The organism is Streptomyces tibetensis (assembly GCF_007655005.1).
GTDB classification, from domain to species: Bacteria; Actinomycetota; Actinomycetes; order Streptomycetales; family Streptomycetaceae; genus Streptomyces; species Streptomyces tibetensis.
In genome coordinates, this window is the sequence record NZ_SZVW01000015.1 from 250,267 (window position 1) to 269,477 (window position 19,211).

Genomic DNA, 19,211 nt, shown 5'->3' on the forward strand with positions numbered 1-19,211 from the left:
GCCCCGGACCAGTCACTGGCCCCTGTGGTCGGTGCAGGGCCACCGCGGACAACTCGTCCGTCCGCACCGCTACTGCACCGCCTGCATGCGACATCGACGGGTCCATGGGAACCTTCGGCCTCGGCGTCGACCAGGACGGCGAGACCGTCCCGGGCTTCATGGCCAAAGCCGGCCGACGACGGGCGTCGGTGATGACGTCGCCCGTCGTCGGGACCGTCACACGGCGATGATCTGCCACTGCTCCTCGGGCGCGCGGCGGTAGGTGGACTGGTTGATGTTGGCGCCGTCGGCGGTCGAGCCCCCGTCTACGTTGAGGGACAGTCCGCTCAGCCGGTTGGTGAGGCAGAATGGCGTGATCGCCCAGTGCTGTTGCGGGGCGTTGGCGTCCCCCCGGATGGAGACGTTCCCGCCGTCCGCCCGGGAGAGGTCGGGCCACCTCCATCAGCTTGCCGCTGTTGACGTTCCTGATCTTGTCGCGACCACAGCGGCGCCCGCGGCGCTCAGCAGGGTACGACGGGACAGTCTTCTCCCTGACGACATGGGTGTACTCCCGGCCGGGTGGCTCTGATGTTCGGGTGTGAGGCGGTGAAGGCGGCGGGCAGGCCCGAGAGCGCGCCCGCCGCGGCCGTGGGTCATGGCGCTGCGGGAGTCACAGCGCCGTGAAGGTCCACTGCAGGTTGGTGCTGGTGCCGTAGGTCCACTGCTTGGTGACCGAGCCCGAGGTGACGTTGCCGCCGCCGTCGAGGACCAGGCCGGTGGTGCGGTTGGCGATCGTGTAGCTGCTGCCGCCCCGGGGGGTGATCTTCCACTGCTGGTTGGGGCCGCCGTTCCAGGGCGCCTGCTGGGCCGGGGAGCCGTCGGCGGTGTTGCCCCAGCCGTCGGCGACCATGCCGTTGGTGCGGTTGACCAGCTTGTAGTAGCCGCCGCCCACGTCGACCGCCTGCCACTGGAGGTTGTTGCTGGAGTCCCAGCTCCACTGCTTGAGGTTGGATCCGGAGGCGACGTTGCCGCCGCTGTCCAGGGCGAGACCGTCGGTGACGTTGGTGATCCGGAAGTACCTCGACGGGTTGAACTGGACCCTGAGCGAGGTGATCTGGTCGTTGTTGCCGGTGACCCTGAGGTCCGGGTTGTCGGCGGTGAAGGTCCAGGCGGTGCCGGTGAAGTTGTCGCCGGAGTAGCCGATCACCTGGTAACCGGAGGCGGGACGCAGGCTGGAGATGGTGCGGGTGCCCAGTCCGGCCGCGCTCAGGTCCGCCGCGGTGTAGTCGCCGACGGGCAACGGAGCCGAGCCGCCCGTGTAGTTGACGTCCGTGAAGGCGGCGGCGCCGACGAGCGGCAGCATGCCGGGGATGGTGCCGGAGAAGGCCAGCTTCAGGACGTAGGCGCCCGCGCTGTACGGCGCCGAGGACGGCAGGGCGACCGTCAGGCCGGAGGAAGTCTGCGTGGGTGCGGGCAGGTCGATGTAGGTGCCGGCGGTGGAGCCGAGCAGCTTCACCGAGGTCAGCGAGGAGAGGTTGATGCGGTCCGAGCCGAGCGTCTTGATCGTCACTGAGCTGCCGGGCCAGCCCAGGACGGTGGCGTACAGGACGTTGCCCGCCTTGTTGCGGGTGAAGCGGATGTCCTGCGCGGTGCCGGCCGTCGGAGTGGTGAAGGCGCCGCCGCCCATCTTCGTCGGGCCTTCGCCGTACACGGTCCAGGCGCGGGTCGAGTACACCGACTCGCCGAAGCGCTTCAGGTAGTCGCCCATGCCGAGAAGGATGTCCTTCTGCGCCTGGGGGATGGTGCCGTCGGCCATCGGCGCGATGTTCAGCAGTACGTTGCCGTTCTTGCTGACCCGGTCGAGGAACGAGTGCAGCATCTGCTGGCTGCTGTAGTAGCCGATGCCCTGCGTGTAGCACCAGCTGGAGCTGGAGATGCTGTCGTCGGTCAGCCAGTACGGGCTGGTGAGGTCGCCCGGCCCGCCGCGCTCGTAGTCGAAGACCTCGCCCTTGCCGTTGAAGCCGTCCTTGTAGGTGGCGACGACCTCACGGCCCCAGGCATTGGCCTGGTTGTAGTAGTACGACAGGAAGTTCAGGCGCTGCGTCTCGTCGACCGCGTCCAGTTTGAAGTCCTGCCACAGGATGTCCGGTTGCGCGAGGTCGATGACTTCCTTGAGCTTGTCGTACCAGAGCTGGTTCTCCGCGGCCGCACCGAGCTGGCCGTAGAGCTTCTTGAGGCTGGGGTCGGTCTGGGCGGGGGCGAACTCGTAGAAGCCGTTGTAGTGGTACGCGTGGTGCATGGCGACCAGCAGCTTGAGGCCCTTGGCCCGGATCGCCGTGGTGAACAGTTGCAGCAGGTTGAGCTTCGGGCCCTTGGCGACCGAGTTCCACTCGTTGACCTGGCTGTTCCACATGGAATAGCCGTCGTGGTGCTCGGCGACCGGGCCGGCGAACCTCGCGCCCGCGTCGACGAACAGCTGCGCCCACTCGTTGGGGTCGAAGTTCCCGCCGGCCGACTTCAGCTTGGGCGCGAACTGCACGAAGTTGCCCGCCAGGTCCTTCGCCCCGTTGATGAAGTTGTGGTACGGCCATGCCGAGGGCTGGCCGTAGGTCGCGATGTGGTGCTGGTTGACGCTGTCGCCCGGGTGATACATGGTCCGCGGATACCACTCGTTGCCGAAGGCGGGAACGCTGAAGACGCCCCAGTGGAAGTAGATCCCGAACTTCGCGTCCTGGAACCACTCCGGAGCCGGCGGGTGCTGATCGACCGAGTTCCAGTCGGGCGTGTAGGTGCCCGGTGCCGCCTGGGCGACGCCGGCGCCCAGGCCACCCCCGGCTATGGCTGCCGCCGCCACACAGGTGGCGGCGGACAGGAGCTGGCGTCTGTTGAGCGAACGCGACATGAGGACATCCCTGAGGTAGAGGCAAGGGGGACGGGGGAGACGCGGGACGCCGACGGTTCTGGAGCGTCGGAGGTTACGCATGAAGTTCGACCATGTGACGCACTGATGTCAACGGGTGTGCAGGGATGAAAACCCGTATCGGCACAAGCCTTTGTCCATATATAGGCGCTATCAACGCATTGCAGTGGCGGCAAACATGGAATGTCTAGGGACCCCGACACAGGGTGCGCCACCACACGGGCAGTCCACAGGCAAGCCGTCAGCGGATCACGAGTGCGCATCATCGATGGGATGGAGATCCACCGCCCAGGAAGCCCGACGGCGCCCCCGGCGAGATCATCCAGCGGTCATCTCCAGCACTTTTGCCGCACCCACTGGACAACCTCACTTCCCCCGCTCTATAAACAGCCCATCTCTCCGCCGACCACACAGCCGTCGCATCGGCGTAACAACCCCGCTCCGGGACCAGAGCGAGGGAGTACCCATGAGACTCGGAACCGCACTAGGCCCCCCGCCTCCGTCGTCTGCGCACTGACGCTGCTCAGCGCCTGCAGCAGCGGCTCCGGCACCACCGCCTCGTCGAGCGGCAAGCCGCTGGGCGTCGACTACGCGCGGTCCGACGCCGCGCTCGCCGCCGGCGCCGGGTTCGTCCCCCAGGACCGGCACCACCAGGGGCTTCGTCCCCGACATGTCGATCGCCCACAACGCCACCCTGTCCGTGCCCCACCGGCTCGGCAGGAACGGCCTCCTCAGCGTGACCGACGCGACCGGCTCGCCGACAACATGACCGAGAAGCTGGCGATCAAGACGCCGGGCCCCGATCTGCCCGTCTCCTCCCTGTCCGGAGGCAACCAGCAGAAGGTCGTCATGGCCCGCGCCCTGGCCGACGACCCGCGGCTGCTGGTCCTGATCAACCCGACCGCGGGCGTGGACGTGCGCTCCAAGGAATTCCTCCTCCGCTCCAAGGAATTCCTCCTCGGCAAGGTCGAGGAGACCGCCCGGACCGGCACCGGAGTGCTCATCGCCTCCGACGAACTCGACGACCTGCTCATGTGTGACCGGATCCTGGTGATGTTCCAGGGTCGGGTCACGACAGGGATAGCCCGCGGCTGGCACGACCACGACCTCGTGGCCGCGACGGAAGCAGTGGACCTCAATGCCTGAAACCGTCTTCGCGGACACAGCCGCCAAGGCCGCGGAACCGAAGCAGAGGCGCACCGCGCTGCTTGCGGCCGGATCCCCCTGGCCCGGCTGCGCGACCTCGCCCTCGTCCCCGCGATCATCGGCCAGATCGTCAACCCGGTCTTCCTCCAGACAGACAACCTCATCAACGTCCTGCACGGCCAGACCGGAGTGCCACAGCACGCGCGGAAGCAGAGTGCCGCCGGCGACCAGACGCAGCCGGCCCTGCCGTGCCGCGGGGCTGGGAGTCCTGTGCCGGGTGCGGAACCGCGTCCGAGCAAAGCCTGCCGGGCGGGGCCCGCGGTAGGGCCGATCGGCCCCTGTCCGCCCGGGCCGGACGGACTCGCACGGTGCGACGTTCCGTCCGCACGCCCCCGCAGGCACCCGACGGGCCGGCGGGCGGAGGCCGTCCGGCCCAAGCGCGTCCCGCCGATCCGCGCCAAGCTGGAACTGCGGAGCAAACCGGATACATCACCCGCGCCAGTCAGGGGGTACCGCCATGAAGGGCTACGTCTTCCACGGTCCCGGACAGTCCGCCTGGGAGGACGTCCCGGACCCGGGTGTCCAGGAGGCGACCGACGCCATCGTGCGCGTCGACGCCGTCACCATCTGCGGAACGGACCTGCATATCCTCAAAGGCGACGTGCCCGAGGTCCGGCCGGGAACCGTGCTCGGGCACGAGGCGGTCGGTGAGATCGTCGACGTCGGCGCCGACGTCCGCACGGTGCGGCCGGGCGACCGGGTACTGGTCTCCTGCATCACCGCCTGCGGCCGCTGCCGGTCCTGCCGTGAGGGCACGTACGGCCAGTGCCGGGGCGGCGGTGGCTGGATCCTGGGCCATCTGATCGACGGCACCCAGGCCGAGTACGTCCGCGTGCCGTACGCGGACCTCTCCGTGCACCCGCTGTCCAGCACCTTGGACGGCAAGGACGCCGTGCTGCTGGCCGACATCTTCCCCACCTCCTACGAGGTCGGCGTGCTCAACGGGCACGTACGGCCCGGGGACACCGTCGCCGTCGTCGGCGCCGGCCCGATCGGGCTCGCCGCCGTCGTGACGGCCCGGCTGTTCGCTCCGGAGCGCATCGTCGCGGTGGACCTCGCCGCAGCGCGGCTGGAAGCGGCGAAGCACCTGGGCGCGGACGCCGTGGCGGACGCCCGGGAGGCCCCCGAACAGCTGGTCGCGGACCTCACCGACGGACTGGGCGCGGACGTGGTCGTCGAGGCGGTCGGCGCCCCGGAGGCCTTCGAACTCTGCACGCGCATGGTGCGGCCCGGCGGTCACGTCGCCAATGTCGGCGTGCACGGCAGACCCGCGACCCTCCATCTGGAGGACCTGTGGATCAAGAACGTCACCATCACCACGGGGCTGGTGGACACGTACTCCACCCCCACCCTGCTCCGGATGGCGTCAGCCGGCCGCCTGCCCACCGGGCAACTGGTCACGCACACCTTCCCGATGACCCACATGGAGGAGGCGTACGACGTCTTCGCCCGGGCCGCCGACACCGGGGCGCTCAAGGTCGTGCTGGGCGAGGAGCCGCACGAGGAAGTCGTCCCCTACCGAGCGGCCTGACGGACGAAGGAGAGAGGTGACGCGTCATGACCGAACGGGCCTCGTCGCATGCCGTCGAAGGACGCCCGATGGGTGACCTCGGGCGGCGGATCACCCAGCGGCGTACCGAAATCGGCCTGAGCCGGCAGGAGACGGCAGCACGGGCCGGCATGTCGCCGGCCTACCTGCAGTACCTGGAGGAGCGACCGCCCGCCGACCCGGGCGCGGGCACCCTCCTCCGGCTGGCGGGGGCGCTCAAGACCACGGTGTGGCATCTGACCGGTGGCGACACCGAGCTGCCCCCCGGCCTCGGCCGGGCCGCCCGGACACCCCGCTTCACGGAGCTGCCCGAAGCGGAGTGCCGCTCCCTGCTCTCCACCCACGGGGTGGGACGCCTCGCCGTGCCCGCGGACTCCGGGCCGGTCGTCGTACCGGTCAACTACAGCGTCGTCGACGGGGGCATCGTCTTCCGCACCGCGCCCGGAACGGCCCCGGCACAGGCGGACGGCCACCGGGTCGCCTTCGAGGCCGACCGTATCGACGAGGCGTTCAGTGAGGGCTGGAGCGTGCTGGTGCGGGGACCCGCGACGACCGTGACGGATCCGGACGACGTCGCCCGTCTCGAAGAGCAGGCGTACAGCGCCCCCTGGGCGGGAGGCCCGCGCGACCTGTGGCTGCGCATCGAGCCCGTCACCGTCACCGGCCGCCGCATCACCGTTCTCTGAGCGCGTACACACCCTGGCCGCTCACAGCGCGCTGTATCACCGTGGTCTGAGCGCGTCCTCGCCCCGGCTGCTCACAGCGCGCTGCCGCTGCCGTAGGGGGCGTACAGGTCGAGCAGCCGGATCCGCGACGCGTGCAGCCGGTGGGCGACCACCCGTCCGACCCAGTCCGCGATCGCACGGCTGAACTCGGGGGCGCCGGCGCACATCGCCCGTACGGCCTCCGCGTCGAACTCGTGGGCGCGCACCGGGCTGGCCGCCTCCGCGCCCAGATGCCACACGTACGGCGGGAAATACCAGGACCAGCCGACCAGCTCGCCGTGCCCCAGGGTCTCGACCGCGGCCGCCCGCCGGCCCGGGATGTGCAGATCGAGCACGACCGTCCCGGTGCGCACGATCCAGAACCGGTCTGCGCGCAGCCCTTCCTCGAAGAGGCGGGTGCCCGACTCGAAGGACACCTCGCGGGCGACCCGCATCAGCCGCTCCTTTGCCCGGCTGTGAGGCCCGCGGCCAGGTTGGTGGTGGAGGTCGTCGCTCGGCTCCCTTCAAGACCGTCGGCTGCTGACTTCAGCCTGGGCCCGGCCCCTGCGGCGCACCACGGGCCGAACGGCCCCGGCCGGGGGACCTGTCGCCCCTCGCGTCCGGCCGCCCCGGGTGGGACGGTGAGAGTGGGTGGTGCACCGTGCCGTGCACGAGGCGGTGGGAACGATGACGATGGAACTTCCCCTGGTCGTGGGGGTCGACGGATCCGAGGGCAGTCTGCCCGCGGTCGACTGGGCGGTGGACGAGGCGGCCCGCCACGGGCTTCCCCTGCGGCTGGTCCACGGCTCCCTGTGGGAGAGGTACGAGGGGCCTACCCCCTCGATCGGCCCGGACCGCCCCGCCGGGCGGGTCCCGGCCGACCACATCGTCGCCTCCGCCGCGGAACGCGCCGGACGGCGCAACCCCGATGTGAAGGTGTCCACCGACGTCCTGCTCGCCGACGCGACGGACGCCCTCCTGCGCGAGGGCAACAACGCCACCGCCCTGATCACCGGTTCGCGGGGCCGGGGCGGGCTGAAGGGACTGCTGCTCGGCTCCGTAGGCCTGGCCGTCGCGGCCCGCGCCCACTGCCCGGTCATCGTGGTCCGCGGCGACCGGGCAGGCCTGGCGGGCACCCACCGGCGGATCCTGCTCGGCGCCGGGAGCCCGGCCACCGGAGAGGAAGCGGTGCGCTTCGCCCTCCGTGAGATCGAGGCCCGCGGAGGCGTCCTGGACGTGGTCCGGGCCTGGCGCCGCGCCGCACACGAAGCCGCCGAAACGCCCGACCGGGACCACGAGGAGCGGGCCCGCACCGAACTCGACGATCTGCTCGGAGCCGCCATGGCCGACCACCCCGGGGTCCGGGTGCACCGCACCGCGGTCGAGGGCCCGGCCCGCAAGGTGCTCGTGCACCGCTCGGCCGCGGCCGACCTGGTGGTCGTCGGAGCACGACGCCGCCAGGGGCACTTCGGGCTCCAGCTCGGCATGGTCGCCCACACGCTGCTGCACCACGCCGCATGCCCGGTGGCCGTCGTGCCGCAACAGGTGGGGCGGGAGCAGCTCCCGTGACGGACCGGTCCTGGGCCTACGAGGGGTACCGCCCCGCGGAGGAACGGCTGCGGGAGTCGCTGTGCACACTGGGCAACGGCTACTTCGCCACGCGCGGGGCGCTGCCCGAGTGCACGGCGGACGATGTGCACTACCCGGGCACCTACGCGGCGGGCTGCTACAACCGCCTCACCTCCGAGGTCGCGGGACGCCGCGTCGAGAACGAGGACCTGGTCAACCTCCCCGACTGGCTGCCGCTGCGCGCCCGTGCGGCGGGCGGGCAGTGGCTCACACCCGACTCGGCGACCGTCCTCGACCACCGCCAGGCCCTCCTCCTGGGTTCCGGACTGCTGGAGCGCAGCACCCGGTACGCCCTCGGAGACGGGCGGGTGCTGTCCCTGCGGCAGCGACGGCTGGTGCACATGGGAGATCCGCACCTCGCGGCGCTGCGCACCGACTTCACCGCCGAGAACTTCACCGGCGAGCTGGAGATCGAGGCCGCGCTCGACGGGGCGGTCGTCAACGCCGGGGTGCCGCGCTACCGCGACCTCGACGGCCACCACCTGACCGACGTGCACACCGGCACGGCCGTACCCGGCACGGTCTGGCTGCGTTGCCGCACCCGCACCTCGGCCATCCGGATCGGCATGGCCGCCCGGCTGACGGCCCGGGGGCAGATCACGGACGGGCACGAACCCTCGCGCGCCGTCCAGCGTGCCACGCTGTCCCTCGCCCCCGGCCGTACCGTCACCGTCGACAAGACCATCGCCCTGCACACCTCGCGCGATCCGGCGATCAGCGACCCGTTGCAGGCAGCCGTGGACCGGGTGGGCGCGGCCCCGGACGTCGACGGACTGCTGGCATCACACCGCACGGCCTGGGACCAGCTGTGGCGCCGGGCCGAGATCGACGTCCCCGGGGAAGCCGGGGCCATCCTGCACCTGCACCTCTTCCACGTCCTCCAGACCCTCTCGCCCCACACCGCCGACCTGGACGTGGGCGTACCGGCCCGCGGGCTCCACGGCGAGGCCTACCGCGGCCATGTCTTCTGGGACGAGCTGTTCGTCCTGCCGTATCTGAACCTGCACTTCCCCGAGGTGTCCCGCGCCCTGCTCCACTACCGCCACCGGCGCCTGGACCGGGCCCGCGCCGCGGCACGGGCCGTCGGCCGCCGGGGCGCCCTCTACCCCTGGCAGAGCGGCAGCGACGGTCGGGAGGAGACCCAGCGGCTGCATCTCAATCCCCGCTCGGGCCGCTGGCTGCCCGACCACACCCACCTTCAGCACCACGTCGGTTCGGCGATCGCGTACAACGTGTGGCAGTACTGCGAGGCCAGTGGCGACGCGGAGTTCCTGCACACCAAGGGCGCCGAGATGCTGCTGCAAGTGGCGCGCTTCTGGGCCGACTCGGCCACGTGGGACGAGAACCTGGGGCGGCACCGCATCCGGGGCGTCGTCGGACCCGACGAGTACCACGACGCCTACCCGGGTGCCGAGCGGCCGGGCCTGGACGACAACGCGTACACCAACGTCACGGCGGCCTGGGTCCTCGCCCGCGCCCTGGACGTGCTGCGCATCCTGCCCGCACCGCGCTGCCGCGAACTCGTCGAACGCATCGCCCTGGACGACGGTGAACCCGACCGCTGGCAGGAGGTCTCGCGTACGCTCCACGTGCCGTTCCATGACGGGGTCATCAGCCAGTTCGAGGGGTACGGCGACCTCGCCGAACTCGACTGGGACGACTACCGCGAACGCTTCGGCGACATCCGGCGCCTGGACCGGATCCTGGAGGCCGAGGGCGACAGCGTCAACCGCTACAGGGCGTCCAAGCAGGCCGACGTGCTGATGCTCGGCTACCTCTTCTCGCCGTCCGAACTCCAGCGCCTCTTCGGCCGGCTGGGCCACCGGCTGGACGAGGGGACCTGGCGGCGCACCGTCGACCACTACCTGGCCCGCACCAGCCACGGCTCCACCCTCAGCGGGCTGGTCCACGGCTGGGTCCTGGCGCGATGCCGACGCGCCGAGGCATGGCGGTACTGCCAGGAGGCCCTGCGCGGCGACATCGCCGACCTGCAGGGCGGCACCACCGGCGAGGGCATCCACCTGGGCGCCATGGCCGGCACCCTCGACCTGGTCCAGCGCGGACTGCCCGGTCTGGAGACCCGTGCGGGGTCACTGTGGCTGGACCCCGTGCCGCTGCCGGAGCTGTCCTCGTACGGCTTCTCCATCCGCTACCAGGGCCACTGGGGCATACGGCTGCGGCTGACGAGTGGGCGGTTGGAGATCGCCATACCGCAGTCCGGCCTCCCGCCGATCGACGTCGAGCTGCCCGACCGGGCGGTCGGGGTGGAACCGGGCGAGACGTGCCGGCTGGTTCTCACGGACCGGTGAGACTCGGGGCCGCACACGACGAACGTCCGGACGGCTACCCCCGGTCGCCGGCCGACGCGCCCGTCAGCTGCCCGGCACAGCGCCCGCGCCCGCGTCCAGGACCAGCACCGCGACGTGCAGGGACGTGCGCTGCAGGCCGGATTCCAGGTCGCAGCCCAAAAGCCGTTCGATGGTGTGGAGGCGCTGGTAGTAGGCCTGTCGCGACATGCCGGCCAGCTTCGCCGCGACCGACTTGTTCCCGGCGGCCGTCAGATAGGCCCGCAGCGCGGGCAGCAGATCGCCGCCGTTGCGGTCGTCGTGCTCGATGAGACGGGTCAGCTGCCGTTCCGCGTACCGCTGGAGGCGGGTGTCCTCGCGCAGGACGCCGAGGAGTTCCGGGAGCTCCACATCGGCGGGGACGTAGAACCACCGTTCCGGGGACGCCGGCGTGATGGCCTCGGCCGTCTGCTCGGCTTCCTGCCACGACCGGGCGATCCCGGACAGGTCGGTCACTCCCGGGCCGACGGCGACGACGGCCCCCTCGCCGAGTTCCTCGCGGGCGAGACGGCCGATCCGCTCGGCGACCGGCTGCCAGGCGCTGGCCTGCGCCAGTGCGAGGAGAACGCCGATGCGGCCCGGCGCCGTCTGCCCGACCAGGGCGCGGACGCCCGTCTGGACGAGGGCCTTCGCGATCCGTTCGTCGAGCTGTTCCCCCTCGCCGACGCGCCGGGTGTGGCGGATGACCACGGCGAAGAGGCGGTGGCCGAAGGCCGGCAAGCCCAGCGCCTCGGCGCGGGCGCGGGCGTCGGCGGGGGAGCGGAACCGCCGTTCGTACAGGTCCCGCAGCACGGAGCGGTGGGCCCGGCGCTCCCACCAGGCCGGCCCGGCCAGACGCGCCATGGTCAGCGCCACCGCGGCGCGCTCCAGGACCAGGACATGCTCCGGGTCGGGCTCCGTGTTCAGCCGGCTGTCCAGCAGGACCAGCCGCCCCCAGGGCCCGTGGTGATCCTGAACCGGGGCGATCAGCCACCCCTCAGGGCCGCTCGGCGCGAGCTTCTCCGGGGTCGGCGCGGCCCGGGAGCGCCGGGCCCAGGCCGACACGACCGGCTCGTACGGCCGGCCGAGCAGCTCGCACATCAGGGCGCGGTGGGTGAGATCCTCCAGCACCACCGGGACTCCGGTGAGCTCCGCGGTGGTGTGCACCAGCTCCTCGGGACTCGCGCCCCGCAGCGTCAGGGCCGTGAAAATGTCCTGGATGTCCCTGCCGCGGCGCAGCAGCGCGCCCTGGGCGTCCAGGATGAGCGCGTGCACCGTCTGCGTGACGTCGATGAAACGGACACCGCGGGCCAGCTCGATCAGCGGCATCTGGCGGGCACGGGAGGCTCCCACCAGTTCCTCCGGCACCTTCCGGTAGCGGTAACCGAGCTCCACGATCAGGCCGGCCGCGCCGACGTCGGCGAGCTGATCGACGTAGTCCCGCAGCTTGGAGGGGTCCTCCGGGTGCGGCATGCCGGTCGTCAGCACCAGCTCCCCGCCCTCGAGGAAGTCGGCCGGATTGAGCAGCTCGGTGACGTGCACCCAGCGCACCGCACGGTTCAGCTGTGACTCGCCGGCCAGGACGCGCGGCATCCCCTCGGCGAGCACGGGCAGCCGAAGAACCTCCGCGATGGTGGGGAAGTGCCCGCTTACAGGGTGTCTGGGCGGCATAGGCGGTGCTTTCTTCCGGGGGATCGGGGGTCACCCTCGCACCGGCCACCCACCGTGACAAGAGGAGGGCGAGCACTTTCCGAGGCGTGGACGTCCGCCGTGACAGACCGTCTCGAGAAGCCCGCGAGGTGGAACACAGTGTGGGTTGACCTGTGTGTTCGCCCGGGTCGAAAGTGAACGCCATCCCCAGTGGGACACGGACCGCAAGAGTCCGCACGGTGTCCGCTCGGTGCTGGGGCAACCACTGCCATCGATGCCACCCCGGCGAAAGGAGCGACCTCATGCGCCGCACCCCCAAGCGCGTCGCCGTCATCGGCGCCGGCAGCATGGGCAGCCAGGCCATGTGGCGGCTGGCCGCCCGCGGAGCCGAGGTCATCGGCTACGACCGGTACGCGCCGGGACACGACCGCGGCGCGGCCGGGGGAGAGAGCCGCATCTTCCGCGCCGTGCACCTCGGTGACCCGGGCTATGTCCCGCTGCTGCGGCTCGCCGACCGGATGTGGGACCGGCTCCAGCGCGAGACCGGCTGCTCGCTGCGCCGTCGCAGCGGATGTCTGGTGATGGGCGAGACCGGCTCTCCCTCCATGCGCCTCCTCGTCTCCGCCAGCACCACCCATCAGCTGGACCACGAGGTGCTGGACCGGGAGGAACTCGCCCGACGCTACCCGCAGCACCGCCTCCCGGACGGGCACACCGCCGTGCTCGACCGGATGGGCTGCATCATCAGGCCCGAGGCGTCGATCCAGGCCGCCGCCGCCCGCGCCGAGCAGCTGGGCGCCCGACTGCACCGCTACACACCGGTACGGGAGATCGCCCCGGCGGCGGGTGGCGGGGTGCACATCGTCACCGACCACGGCACGGACCACGTGGACACAGCGGTGGTCACCGTCGGCCCCTGGGTCAACACCCTGCTCCCGGACCTGCCGCGGGCCGTCGACATCCGCCGGCTGATCAGCTCCTGGCACATCCCCACCCGCCACGACTGGTTCGCGGGCGGCGCCCCGGCCTTCGTCCGCAGCACACCGCACGACTGCTACGGGCTCCCCTCGCCCGACGGCATCTCCGTCAAGCTGGGCCTCTCCTTCGCCCGCTATCTGCCGGTGCCCGACCCCGAACGACTCGACCGCACGGTCCGCCCGGAGGAACTCGCCACCTTCCGCGAGCTCATCGGCGAGCTGATGCCCGACCTGAACCCCGACCCCATCCGGCTGTCGGTCTACATGGAGGGCTACACCGACTCCGGCAACCCGCTCGTGGGCCGCCTTCCCGGCGAGGACGACATCATCGTCATGGCCGGCTTCTCCGGCAGCGGCTTCAAGCTGTCGCCCGCCATGGGGGAGATCGCCGCAGACCTGGCCCTCGACGGTGCCACCGACCATCCCGTCGGCTTCCTCGCGCCGGCAGGAGTCGGCGCCGCCTGAAGCGCTGTGGCCCGTAACCAGTTCCCCGAACCAAGAAAGTGGAGCGCTTCCATGCCCATTCCCTCGTTCCAGTTCCGCCCGAAGTACGTCTCCTTCGACTGCTACGGCACGCTGATCGAGTACCCGATCACCCCCATCACGCGTGAACTCGTCGGCGACCAGATTCCCGCCGAGCAGTGGGACCAGTTCGTCCGGGAGTTCCGCGGCTACCGCTACGACCAGGTCCGCGGCGAGTACTACCCCTACGAGCAGGTGCTTCAGGACTCCTTCGAGAGGGTCTGCCGCAAGTGGGGCATCAAGGCCGCCCCGGACGCCGGCAAGCGGTTCGCGGACGGCGTGCGCAGCTGGGGCCCGCACGCGGACGTTCCGGAGCCGCTGAAGAAGATGGGCGAGAACTACAAGCTGGTCATCCTGTCCAACGCGGACGACTCCTTCCTGGAGGAGAGCGTGCCCCGCCTCGGCGCGGACTTCCACGCCGTCTTCACCGCGGAGCAGGCCGGCTACTACAAGCCCCGCTACGCCGCCTTCGAGGACATGCTCGACCAGCTCGACGCGTCCCCCGAGGACTTCGTGCACGTCTCCTCGCACACCCGCTACGACCTGATGCCGATGCACGACATGGGCTTCCGCAACCTCATCCTCCTGGACCGCGGCTACGACCCCGTCACGCACGGCTACGACTACGTGACCGTCAAGTCCCTGGACGAGCTCAACCAGACGCTGGGCATCTGACGCGCGACGCATACCCGCTCACTCAGCACCTTTCTTTCCGACAGGCGCCCGGTCTCGCGTGGCCGCCCATGAGCCCCGCGCGTTTCCGGCCGTCGGCTGACGACGTCCCACCCCCCCCGTGAGATCCCCACGTCGTCCCCGCATCACGGATTCCCCGTATCCCCAGCGTTCTTCAGGAGGCACCGCCATGGAAAGCAACCGGACAGGCCGCAGAACCGTACTCCGCACCGCAGGCGCCGTGGCCGCCGCGATGCAGGTCAACAGGCACCTGAGCATCCCGATCGTCACGACGGCCCTGGCCCTCGCGCTCGCCGCGTGCGGGGCGAGCGGCACCGGGCAGAACGTGGGGGCGAAGGGCACGACGCAGGGTGGGGGTGCCGGCGCGTCGGCCGAGCACACCGACGACATCTCGGTGGGCGTGAAGCCGGATGCGAAGGCGGTGAAGCTGCTGCCCGCGGCGGTGAAGGACAAGGGCACGCTCTCGGTGGCCATGGACCTGGCCTACCCGCCCACCACGTTCATGGCGTCGGACAACAAGACCCCGATCGGCTTCAACCCGGACATGTCCCGGCTGATCGCTGCCAAGCTCGGCCTGAAGCTGCAGATCAACAACGTCAAGTTCGACACCATCATCACCGGCCTGCAGGCCGACCGGTACGACTTCACCGCCTCCACCATGGGCGCCACGAAGGACCGGCTGAAGGTGCTCGACATGGTCGACTACGTCAACTCCGGGACCGGAGTGTCCGTCCCTTACGGGAACCCGCAGAAGCTGGGCACCCACACGCTGTGCGGGCACCGCGTCGCCGTCACCTCCGGCAGCACCGCGGAGCTGCAGTGGCTGCCCCAGCTGTCCAAGCAGGACTGTACGAGCAAGGGCAAGCCGGCCATCGACGCGGTGACCCTGCCCAGCGTGAACGACGCTCTGACCCAGCTGGTCTCCAAGCGGATCGACGCGGTGATGTACGACTTCATCTCGCTCGAGTGGGCGGCCCGGCAGCAGCCCAAGACGTTCGATGTCCTCAAGCCCCTGGTGGCCACCAAGCCCGTGGCCGTCGCGCTGAAGAAGGACTCTGCGCTGACCCCCGCGGTGAAGGCTGCCATCCAGTCGATCATCGACGACCCCAAGTACACCCAGGCGCTGGGCCGCTGGGGTATGAAGGACCTCGGGATCAAGACCGCGGCCATGGCCGTCCCGCAGGACTGACATGTCCACGGATCTGATCGGTACGAAGACCAGGAGCCGACCGGTGTCACAACTGCTGGCCGAAGAAAAGAAGCGGATCACGCCGAAGCGTCCGCGTGACTATGTCACCTGGGCCGTCGCGATCGCGATCGTCGCCGGTCTGGTGTGGACCGCGGTGACGAACGAGAACTATCGCTGGCCGGTGGTGTTCAGCTACTTCACCACGCAATCGATTCTCAACGGTCTGCTGATCACGCTGGTTCTCACCGCGGTCAGCATGGCGCTGAGCACCCTGCTCGGGCTGGTCCTGGCGGTGATGCGGATGTCGCATCAGCGGCCCGTTTCCGGGCTGGCCCAGCTCTACATCGCCTTCTTCCGCGGCACCCCGGTGCTCGTGCAGCTGATCTTCTGGTTCAACATCGCGGCGCTGTACCCGCACATCTCGATCGGTATCCCGTTCACCGACATCTCCACGCCGGTGAACGTGAACGCGATCATGACTCCGTTGACCGCGGCCGTGGTGGGGCTGACGCTGAACCAGGCCGCGTACATGTCCGAGATCATCCGCGGCGGGTTCGCCTCGGTTCCTCGCGGACAGCACGAGGCCGCGGAGTCCCTGGGCATGTCGGGATTCACCAAGCTCCGGCGCGTGATCATCCCGCAGACCATGCCGTCGGTCGTTCCGGCCACCGGCAACCAGGTGATCGGCATGCTCAAGGAGACCTCGCTGGTGAGCGTGCTCGGCGTCGCCGACCTGCTGAACAGCGCACAGTCGATCTACGCCCGCAACTACCAGACCATTCCGCTGCTGATCGTGGCCAGCCTCTGGTACCTGATCATGACGCTGGTGCTGAGCGTGCCGCAGTCCATGATCGAGCGCCGTTTCTCCCGCTCGACCCGGGCACGGCTGACCCCGGCCGCGACCTCGGCCGAGCCGGGGGCGGGCCAGCCCGTACCCGCCACGAGGGAGTCCCTGCTGTGAACGCCGACGGAACGATCGTCGCACGCAAACTGTGCAAGAGCTACGGACGTCACCAGGTCCTGCGTGACATCGACCTGACCGTCGCGGCCGGAGAGATCTCCTGCATCATCGGCCCGAGCGGATCCGGCAAATCGACACTGCTGCGCTGTATCAACGGCCTGGAGACCATCGACCGCGGAGTCCTCAAGGTCAACGGGGAGGACTTCGGCTACGTCGAGAAGGACGACGCCTACCACGCCGTGCGCCCCAAGCGGCTGGCTCAGCAGCGCACCCGCATCGGCATGGTCTTCCAGCAGTTCAACCTGTTCCCCAACATGACCGCCGAGAGCAATGTCATGTCCGGACCGGTGCTGGTGAAGAAGAAGAACCGTGAGGCCAGCCGCGAGCAGGCGCGAGAACTGCTGGCCAAGGTCGGCCTCGAGGGGTGCGGCCACAAGTACCCCGCCCAGCTCTCCGGCGGCCAGCAGCAACGCGTGGCCATCGCCCGCGCGCTGGCGATGGAACCGACCATCATGCTGTTCGACGAACCCACCAGCGCCCTGGACCCGGAACGCGTGGGCGAAGTACTCGCCGTCATGCGCGACCTCGCCGGCAACGGAATGACCATGCTGCTCGTCACCCACGAGATGGGCTTCGCCCGCGAGGTCGCCGACGAGGTGCTGTTCATGGACGAAGGCATCGCAGTCGAACGCGGCGACGCACGCGAAGTCCTCGGCAACCCCCGCGAGAAACGAACCCAGGCGTTCCTCGAAAGGGTCCTGTAGAAGCGGCTGGGACTGACGTAACTTCCGCACCCTACGTCCGCACCCTGCCGGTCCCGGTCTTCAACGCCCTCCAGTTCGACGTCGATCCGACCGTCACAGCGCTGACAGCGCCGTCGGCCGGGCCCCTGGTGGTGCCCGGCCGCGCCCCCCTTCGAAACTCCCCGCTAAGGACCCGACATGAAGACGATTCCCTACTGGATAGAAACCGCCGGGGCGTTTCCCGACCGTTCCGGCAAGCCGTTGACGGAGGACACCGACCTGGTGGTCGTCGGTGCCGGCCTGACGGGTCTGTCCACCGCTCTGCACTCCGCGCGCAAGGGCGCTCGCGTCACCCTGGTCGAGAAGGGCCAGATCGGCTCCGGGGCCTCCGCCCGCAACGGCGGCATGGCGAACCTGGGCTTCACCATCGGCGTGCGCCAGGCCATCCGCCGGTACGGACTGGAGCGGGCCCGCGAGATCTACAACTCCTACGGCGAGGCCGTGGACACCGTCGAGCGGCTCGTGGGCGAGGAGTCCATCGACTGCCAGTTCCGTCGCGTCGGACGCCTGGGTGTCGCGTCCCGCCCCGCGCACTTCGAGAGCAAGAAGGCCCAGCAGCGCGACCTGGCCAACTACTTCGGGCACGAGACCACACTGGTCGGCAAGTCCGAGCTGCGCTCCGAGATCGGATCCGACGCCTACCACGGCGGTCTGCTGGACCCGTTCAGCGCCGCCCTGCACGTCGGTCGCTTCGTGCGCGGCATGGCCGAGGCGTGCGAGCGCACCGGTGTGGAGATCCACGAGCGCAACGCGGCCATCGGCGTGCGGCGCACCGCAGCCGGCCGTTTCGAGGTCAGCACCGAGCGCGGTGTCATCCGTGCCGGGCAGGTCATGATGGCCACGGACGCCTACACCGACAAGAACTTCCCCTGGCTGCGGCGCCAGCAGGTCAGCGTGGGCAGCTTCATCATCGTCACCGAGCCGCTCGGCGAGGCACTCGCCCGGGACATCATCCCCAAGGCCCGACTCATCGTCGACTCCAACAAGGTCTGCCACTACTTCCGGCTCACCCCGGACAACCGGCTGCTGTTCGGCGGCCGCGCCCGCTTCGCACCGTCCGACCCCACCTCGGACAAGAAGAGCGGTGCCGTCCTGTTCCGTGAGATGTGCGAGATCTTCCCGCAACTCTCCCGGACGAAGATCGAGTACGTGTGGGGCGGCTCCGTCGGCTTCGCCATGGACCGCATCGTCCACGCGGGGCAGACCGAGGACGGCGTCTACTACTCCATGGGGTACGCGGGCCACGGCGTGCAGATGGCCACGCACATGGGTCAGGTCATGGCCGAGGTGATGGACGGCCACCCCGAGGTCAGCCCCGTCCGTGACATCGCCCCGCCCCGCATCCCCCTCTACAACGGCACCGCCTGGTTCCTGCCCTTCGCGGGCGCCTACTACAAGACGCTGGACCGCATCCGCTGACCGGTCGGCAGCACTTCCACGCAGACGAGGAGATACCCACGATGACTGTCGTCCGTGATGTTCCCAAGCAGCTGTTCATCGGTGGTGGCTGGCAGGACGCGGAGTCCGGCCGGACCCTGCCGGTCGACAACCCGGCCACCGGCGAAGAGCTCTGCCGGGTCGCCGACGCCTCACCGGCCGACGGACAGCGCGCCGTCGAGGCCGCGGTCGCCGCCCAGCCGGCCTGGGCCGCCACCGCGCCCCGGGTGCGCAGCGAGATCCTGCGCCGCGCCTACGACCTGATCATCGCGCGCACCGAGGACCTCGCGCTGCTGATGACGCTGGAGATGGGCAAGCCCCTGGCCGAGGCGCGTGCCGAGGTCGCCTACGGAGCGGAGTTCTTCCGCTGGTTCTCCGAGGAGGCCGTCCGTGTCGACGGCGGCCTGATGACCGCGCCGGACGGCAGGAACCGTCTCCTGGTCACCCGTCAGCCGGTCGGCCCCTGCCTGCTGATCACCCCGTGGAACTTCCCCCTGGCGATGGGCACCCGCAAGATCGGCCCCGCCATCGCCGCCGGCTGCACCATCGTCCTCAAGCCCGCCCCGCAGACGCCCCTGACCAGCCTCGCCCTCGCCGCCATCCTCACCGAGGCCGGCCTGCCCGAGGGTGTGCTGAACATCGTCACCACCACCGACGCCGCCGGTGTC

At 70.2% G+C, this 19,211-nt stretch carries 15 protein-coding genes and 3 pseudogenes; 14 read left to right on the forward strand and 4 right to left on the reverse strand.

All coding sequences use genetic code 11. The features are described 5' to 3' along the window. The first annotated feature begins 104 nt into the window (after positions 1 to 104). Positions 105 to 230, forward strand: a complete 126-nt coding sequence (locus FDO69_RS42735) for a hypothetical protein (RefSeq protein WP_267896253.1) — start codon at positions 105 to 107, stop codon at positions 228 to 230. Here the strand turns inward: FDO69_RS42735 and FDO69_RS26205 are convergent. Beyond that, positions 217 to 481 (reverse strand): annotated as a pseudogene (locus FDO69_RS26205) (RICIN domain-containing protein); the annotation flags it as partial. The gene FDO69_RS42735 and the pseudogene FDO69_RS26205 overlap by 14 nt on opposite strands. 168 nt (positions 482 to 649) lie before the next feature. Further along, a complete protein-coding gene (locus FDO69_RS26210) occupies positions 650 to 2,881 on the reverse strand; it encodes an alpha-L-fucosidase (RefSeq protein WP_104782297.1) in 2,232 nt (743 codons plus the stop codon). A gap of 291 nt (positions 2,882 to 3,172) precedes the next feature. On the opposite strand from FDO69_RS26210, the gene FDO69_RS26215 reads away from it, so the two are divergent. The 4 genes and pseudogenes from FDO69_RS26215 to FDO69_RS26230 all read left to right on the forward strand — a co-directional run bounded on the left by FDO69_RS26215 (position 3,173) and on the right by FDO69_RS26230 (position 6,340). Then, a complete protein-coding gene (locus FDO69_RS26215) occupies positions 3,173 to 4,045 on the forward strand; it encodes an ATP-binding cassette domain-containing protein (RefSeq protein WP_159030650.1) in 873 nt (290 codons plus the stop codon). Continuing rightward, a pseudogene (locus tag FDO69_RS42265) lies at positions 4,038 to 4,219 on the forward strand (ABC transporter permease); the annotation flags it as partial. The gene FDO69_RS26215 and the pseudogene FDO69_RS42265, both read left to right, overlap by 8 nt. Before the next feature lie 343 nt (positions 4,220 to 4,562). Further along, a complete protein-coding gene (locus FDO69_RS26225; RefSeq protein WP_104782299.1) occupies positions 4,563 to 5,636 on the forward strand; it encodes a zinc-dependent alcohol dehydrogenase family protein in 1,074 nt (357 codons plus the stop codon). A gap of 26 nt (positions 5,637 to 5,662) precedes the next feature. Next, positions 5,663 to 6,340, forward strand: coding sequence for a helix-turn-helix domain-containing protein (locus tag FDO69_RS26230; RefSeq protein ID WP_104782300.1), 678 nt, complete (start codon positions 5,663 to 5,665; stop codon positions 6,338 to 6,340). A 71-nt stretch (positions 6,341 to 6,411) separates the two neighbouring features. Here FDO69_RS26230 and FDO69_RS26235 read toward each other — a convergent pair. Next, positions 6,412 to 6,851 (reverse strand): annotated as a pseudogene (locus FDO69_RS26235) (cyclic nucleotide-binding domain-containing protein). A gap of 200 nt (positions 6,852 to 7,051) precedes the next feature. On the opposite strand from FDO69_RS26235, the gene FDO69_RS26240 reads away from it, so the two are divergent. Together FDO69_RS26240 and FDO69_RS26245 are read left to right on the forward strand one after the other, a co-directional pair. Next, complete coding sequence (locus FDO69_RS26240; RefSeq protein WP_104782339.1) at positions 7,052 to 7,927, forward strand: universal stress protein; 876 nt, start codon at positions 7,052 to 7,054, stop codon at positions 7,925 to 7,927. After that, on the forward strand, positions 7,924 to 10,296 hold the full coding sequence (locus FDO69_RS26245) for a glycoside hydrolase family 65 protein (protein WP_234388103.1): 2,373 nt from the start codon (positions 7,924 to 7,926) through the stop codon (positions 10,294 to 10,296). Before FDO69_RS26240 ends, FDO69_RS26245 begins: the two co-directional genes overlap by 4 nt. Before the next feature lie 63 nt (positions 10,297 to 10,359). Here the strand turns inward: FDO69_RS26245 and FDO69_RS26250 are convergent, their stop codons facing one another. Beyond that, positions 10,360 to 11,982 carry a PucR family transcriptional regulator gene (locus FDO69_RS26250; RefSeq protein WP_104782303.1) on the reverse strand — a complete coding sequence of 541 codons (1,623 nt, stop codon included), beginning with the start codon at positions 11,980 to 11,982 and terminating at the stop codon, positions 10,360 to 10,362. Positions 11,983 to 12,263: 281 nt separating this feature from the next. Between FDO69_RS26250 and solA the strand changes: the two genes are divergently transcribed. From solA to FDO69_RS26285, 7 genes are all read left to right on the forward strand, one after another. Then, positions 12,264 to 13,403, forward strand: coding sequence for an N-methyl-L-tryptophan oxidase (gene solA, locus FDO69_RS26255; RefSeq protein ID WP_104782304.1), 1,140 nt, complete (start codon positions 12,264 to 12,266; stop codon positions 13,401 to 13,403). A 51-nt stretch (positions 13,404 to 13,454) separates the two neighbouring features. Then, complete coding sequence (locus FDO69_RS26260; RefSeq protein WP_104782305.1) at positions 13,455 to 14,135, forward strand: haloacid dehalogenase type II; 681 nt, start codon at positions 13,455 to 13,457, stop codon at positions 14,133 to 14,135. 187 nt (positions 14,136 to 14,322) lie between these two features. Continuing rightward, positions 14,323 to 15,342 (forward strand): ABC transporter substrate-binding protein, encoded by a 1,020-nt coding sequence (locus tag FDO69_RS26265; RefSeq protein WP_104782306.1) that lies wholly within the window; start codon positions 14,323 to 14,325, stop codon positions 15,340 to 15,342. 1 nt (position 15,343) lies between these two features. Then, positions 15,344 to 16,303, forward strand: coding sequence for an amino acid ABC transporter permease (locus FDO69_RS26270; protein ID WP_199838313.1), 960 nt, complete (start codon positions 15,344 to 15,346; stop codon positions 16,301 to 16,303). Continuing rightward, a complete protein-coding gene (locus FDO69_RS26275; protein ID WP_104782307.1) occupies positions 16,300 to 17,067 on the forward strand; it encodes an amino acid ABC transporter ATP-binding protein in 768 nt (255 codons plus the stop codon). The genes FDO69_RS26270 and FDO69_RS26275 overlap by 4 nt, the downstream gene beginning before the upstream one ends. Before the next feature lie 177 nt (positions 17,068 to 17,244). Then, positions 17,245 to 18,525, forward strand: coding sequence for an NAD(P)/FAD-dependent oxidoreductase (locus FDO69_RS26280; RefSeq protein WP_104782308.1), 1,281 nt, complete (start codon positions 17,245 to 17,247; stop codon positions 18,523 to 18,525). A 41-nt stretch (positions 18,526 to 18,566) separates the two neighbouring features. Continuing rightward, positions 18,567 to 19,211: aldehyde dehydrogenase family protein (locus FDO69_RS26285; RefSeq protein WP_138430179.1), on the forward strand; the 645-nt coding region annotated here is incomplete at its 3' end.

Excerpts from the sequence above, each read along its gene's own strand:
- FDO69_RS26270 (WP_199838313.1), top strand. The coding sequence starts at position 15,344 with ATGTCCACGGATCTGATCGGTACGAAGACCAGGAGCCGACCGGTGTCA.
- solA (WP_104782304.1), top strand. The coding sequence starts at position 12,264 with ATGCGCCGCACCCCCAAGCGCGTCGCCGTCATCGGCGCCGGCAGCATG.
- FDO69_RS26210 (WP_104782297.1), bottom strand. The coding sequence starts at position 2,881 with ATGTCGCGTTCGCTCAACAGACGCCAGCTCCTGTCCGCCGCCACCTGT.
- FDO69_RS26265 (WP_104782306.1), top strand. The coding sequence starts at position 14,323 with ATGGAAAGCAACCGGACAGGCCGCAGAACCGTACTCCGCACCGCAGGC.
- FDO69_RS26230 (WP_104782300.1), top strand. The coding sequence starts at position 5,663 with ATGACCGAACGGGCCTCGTCGCATGCCGTCGAAGGACGCCCGATGGGT.
- FDO69_RS26240 (WP_104782339.1), top strand. The coding sequence starts at position 7,052 with ATGGAACTTCCCCTGGTCGTGGGGGTCGACGGATCCGAGGGCAGTCTG.
- FDO69_RS26280 (WP_104782308.1), top strand. The coding sequence starts at position 17,245 with ATGAAGACGATTCCCTACTGGATAGAAACCGCCGGGGCGTTTCCCGAC.
- FDO69_RS42735 (WP_267896253.1), top strand. The coding sequence starts at position 105 with ATGGGAACCTTCGGCCTCGGCGTCGACCAGGACGGCGAGACCGTCCCG.
- FDO69_RS26225 (WP_104782299.1), top strand. The coding sequence starts at position 4,563 with ATGAAGGGCTACGTCTTCCACGGTCCCGGACAGTCCGCCTGGGAGGAC.
- FDO69_RS26250 (WP_104782303.1), bottom strand. The coding sequence starts at position 11,982 with ATGCCGCCCAGACACCCTGTAAGCGGGCACTTCCCCACCATCGCGGAG.
- FDO69_RS26215 (WP_159030650.1), top strand. The coding sequence starts at position 3,173 with ATGGAGATCCACCGCCCAGGAAGCCCGACGGCGCCCCCGGCGAGATCA.
- FDO69_RS26260 (WP_104782305.1), top strand. The coding sequence starts at position 13,455 with ATGCCCATTCCCTCGTTCCAGTTCCGCCCGAAGTACGTCTCCTTCGAC.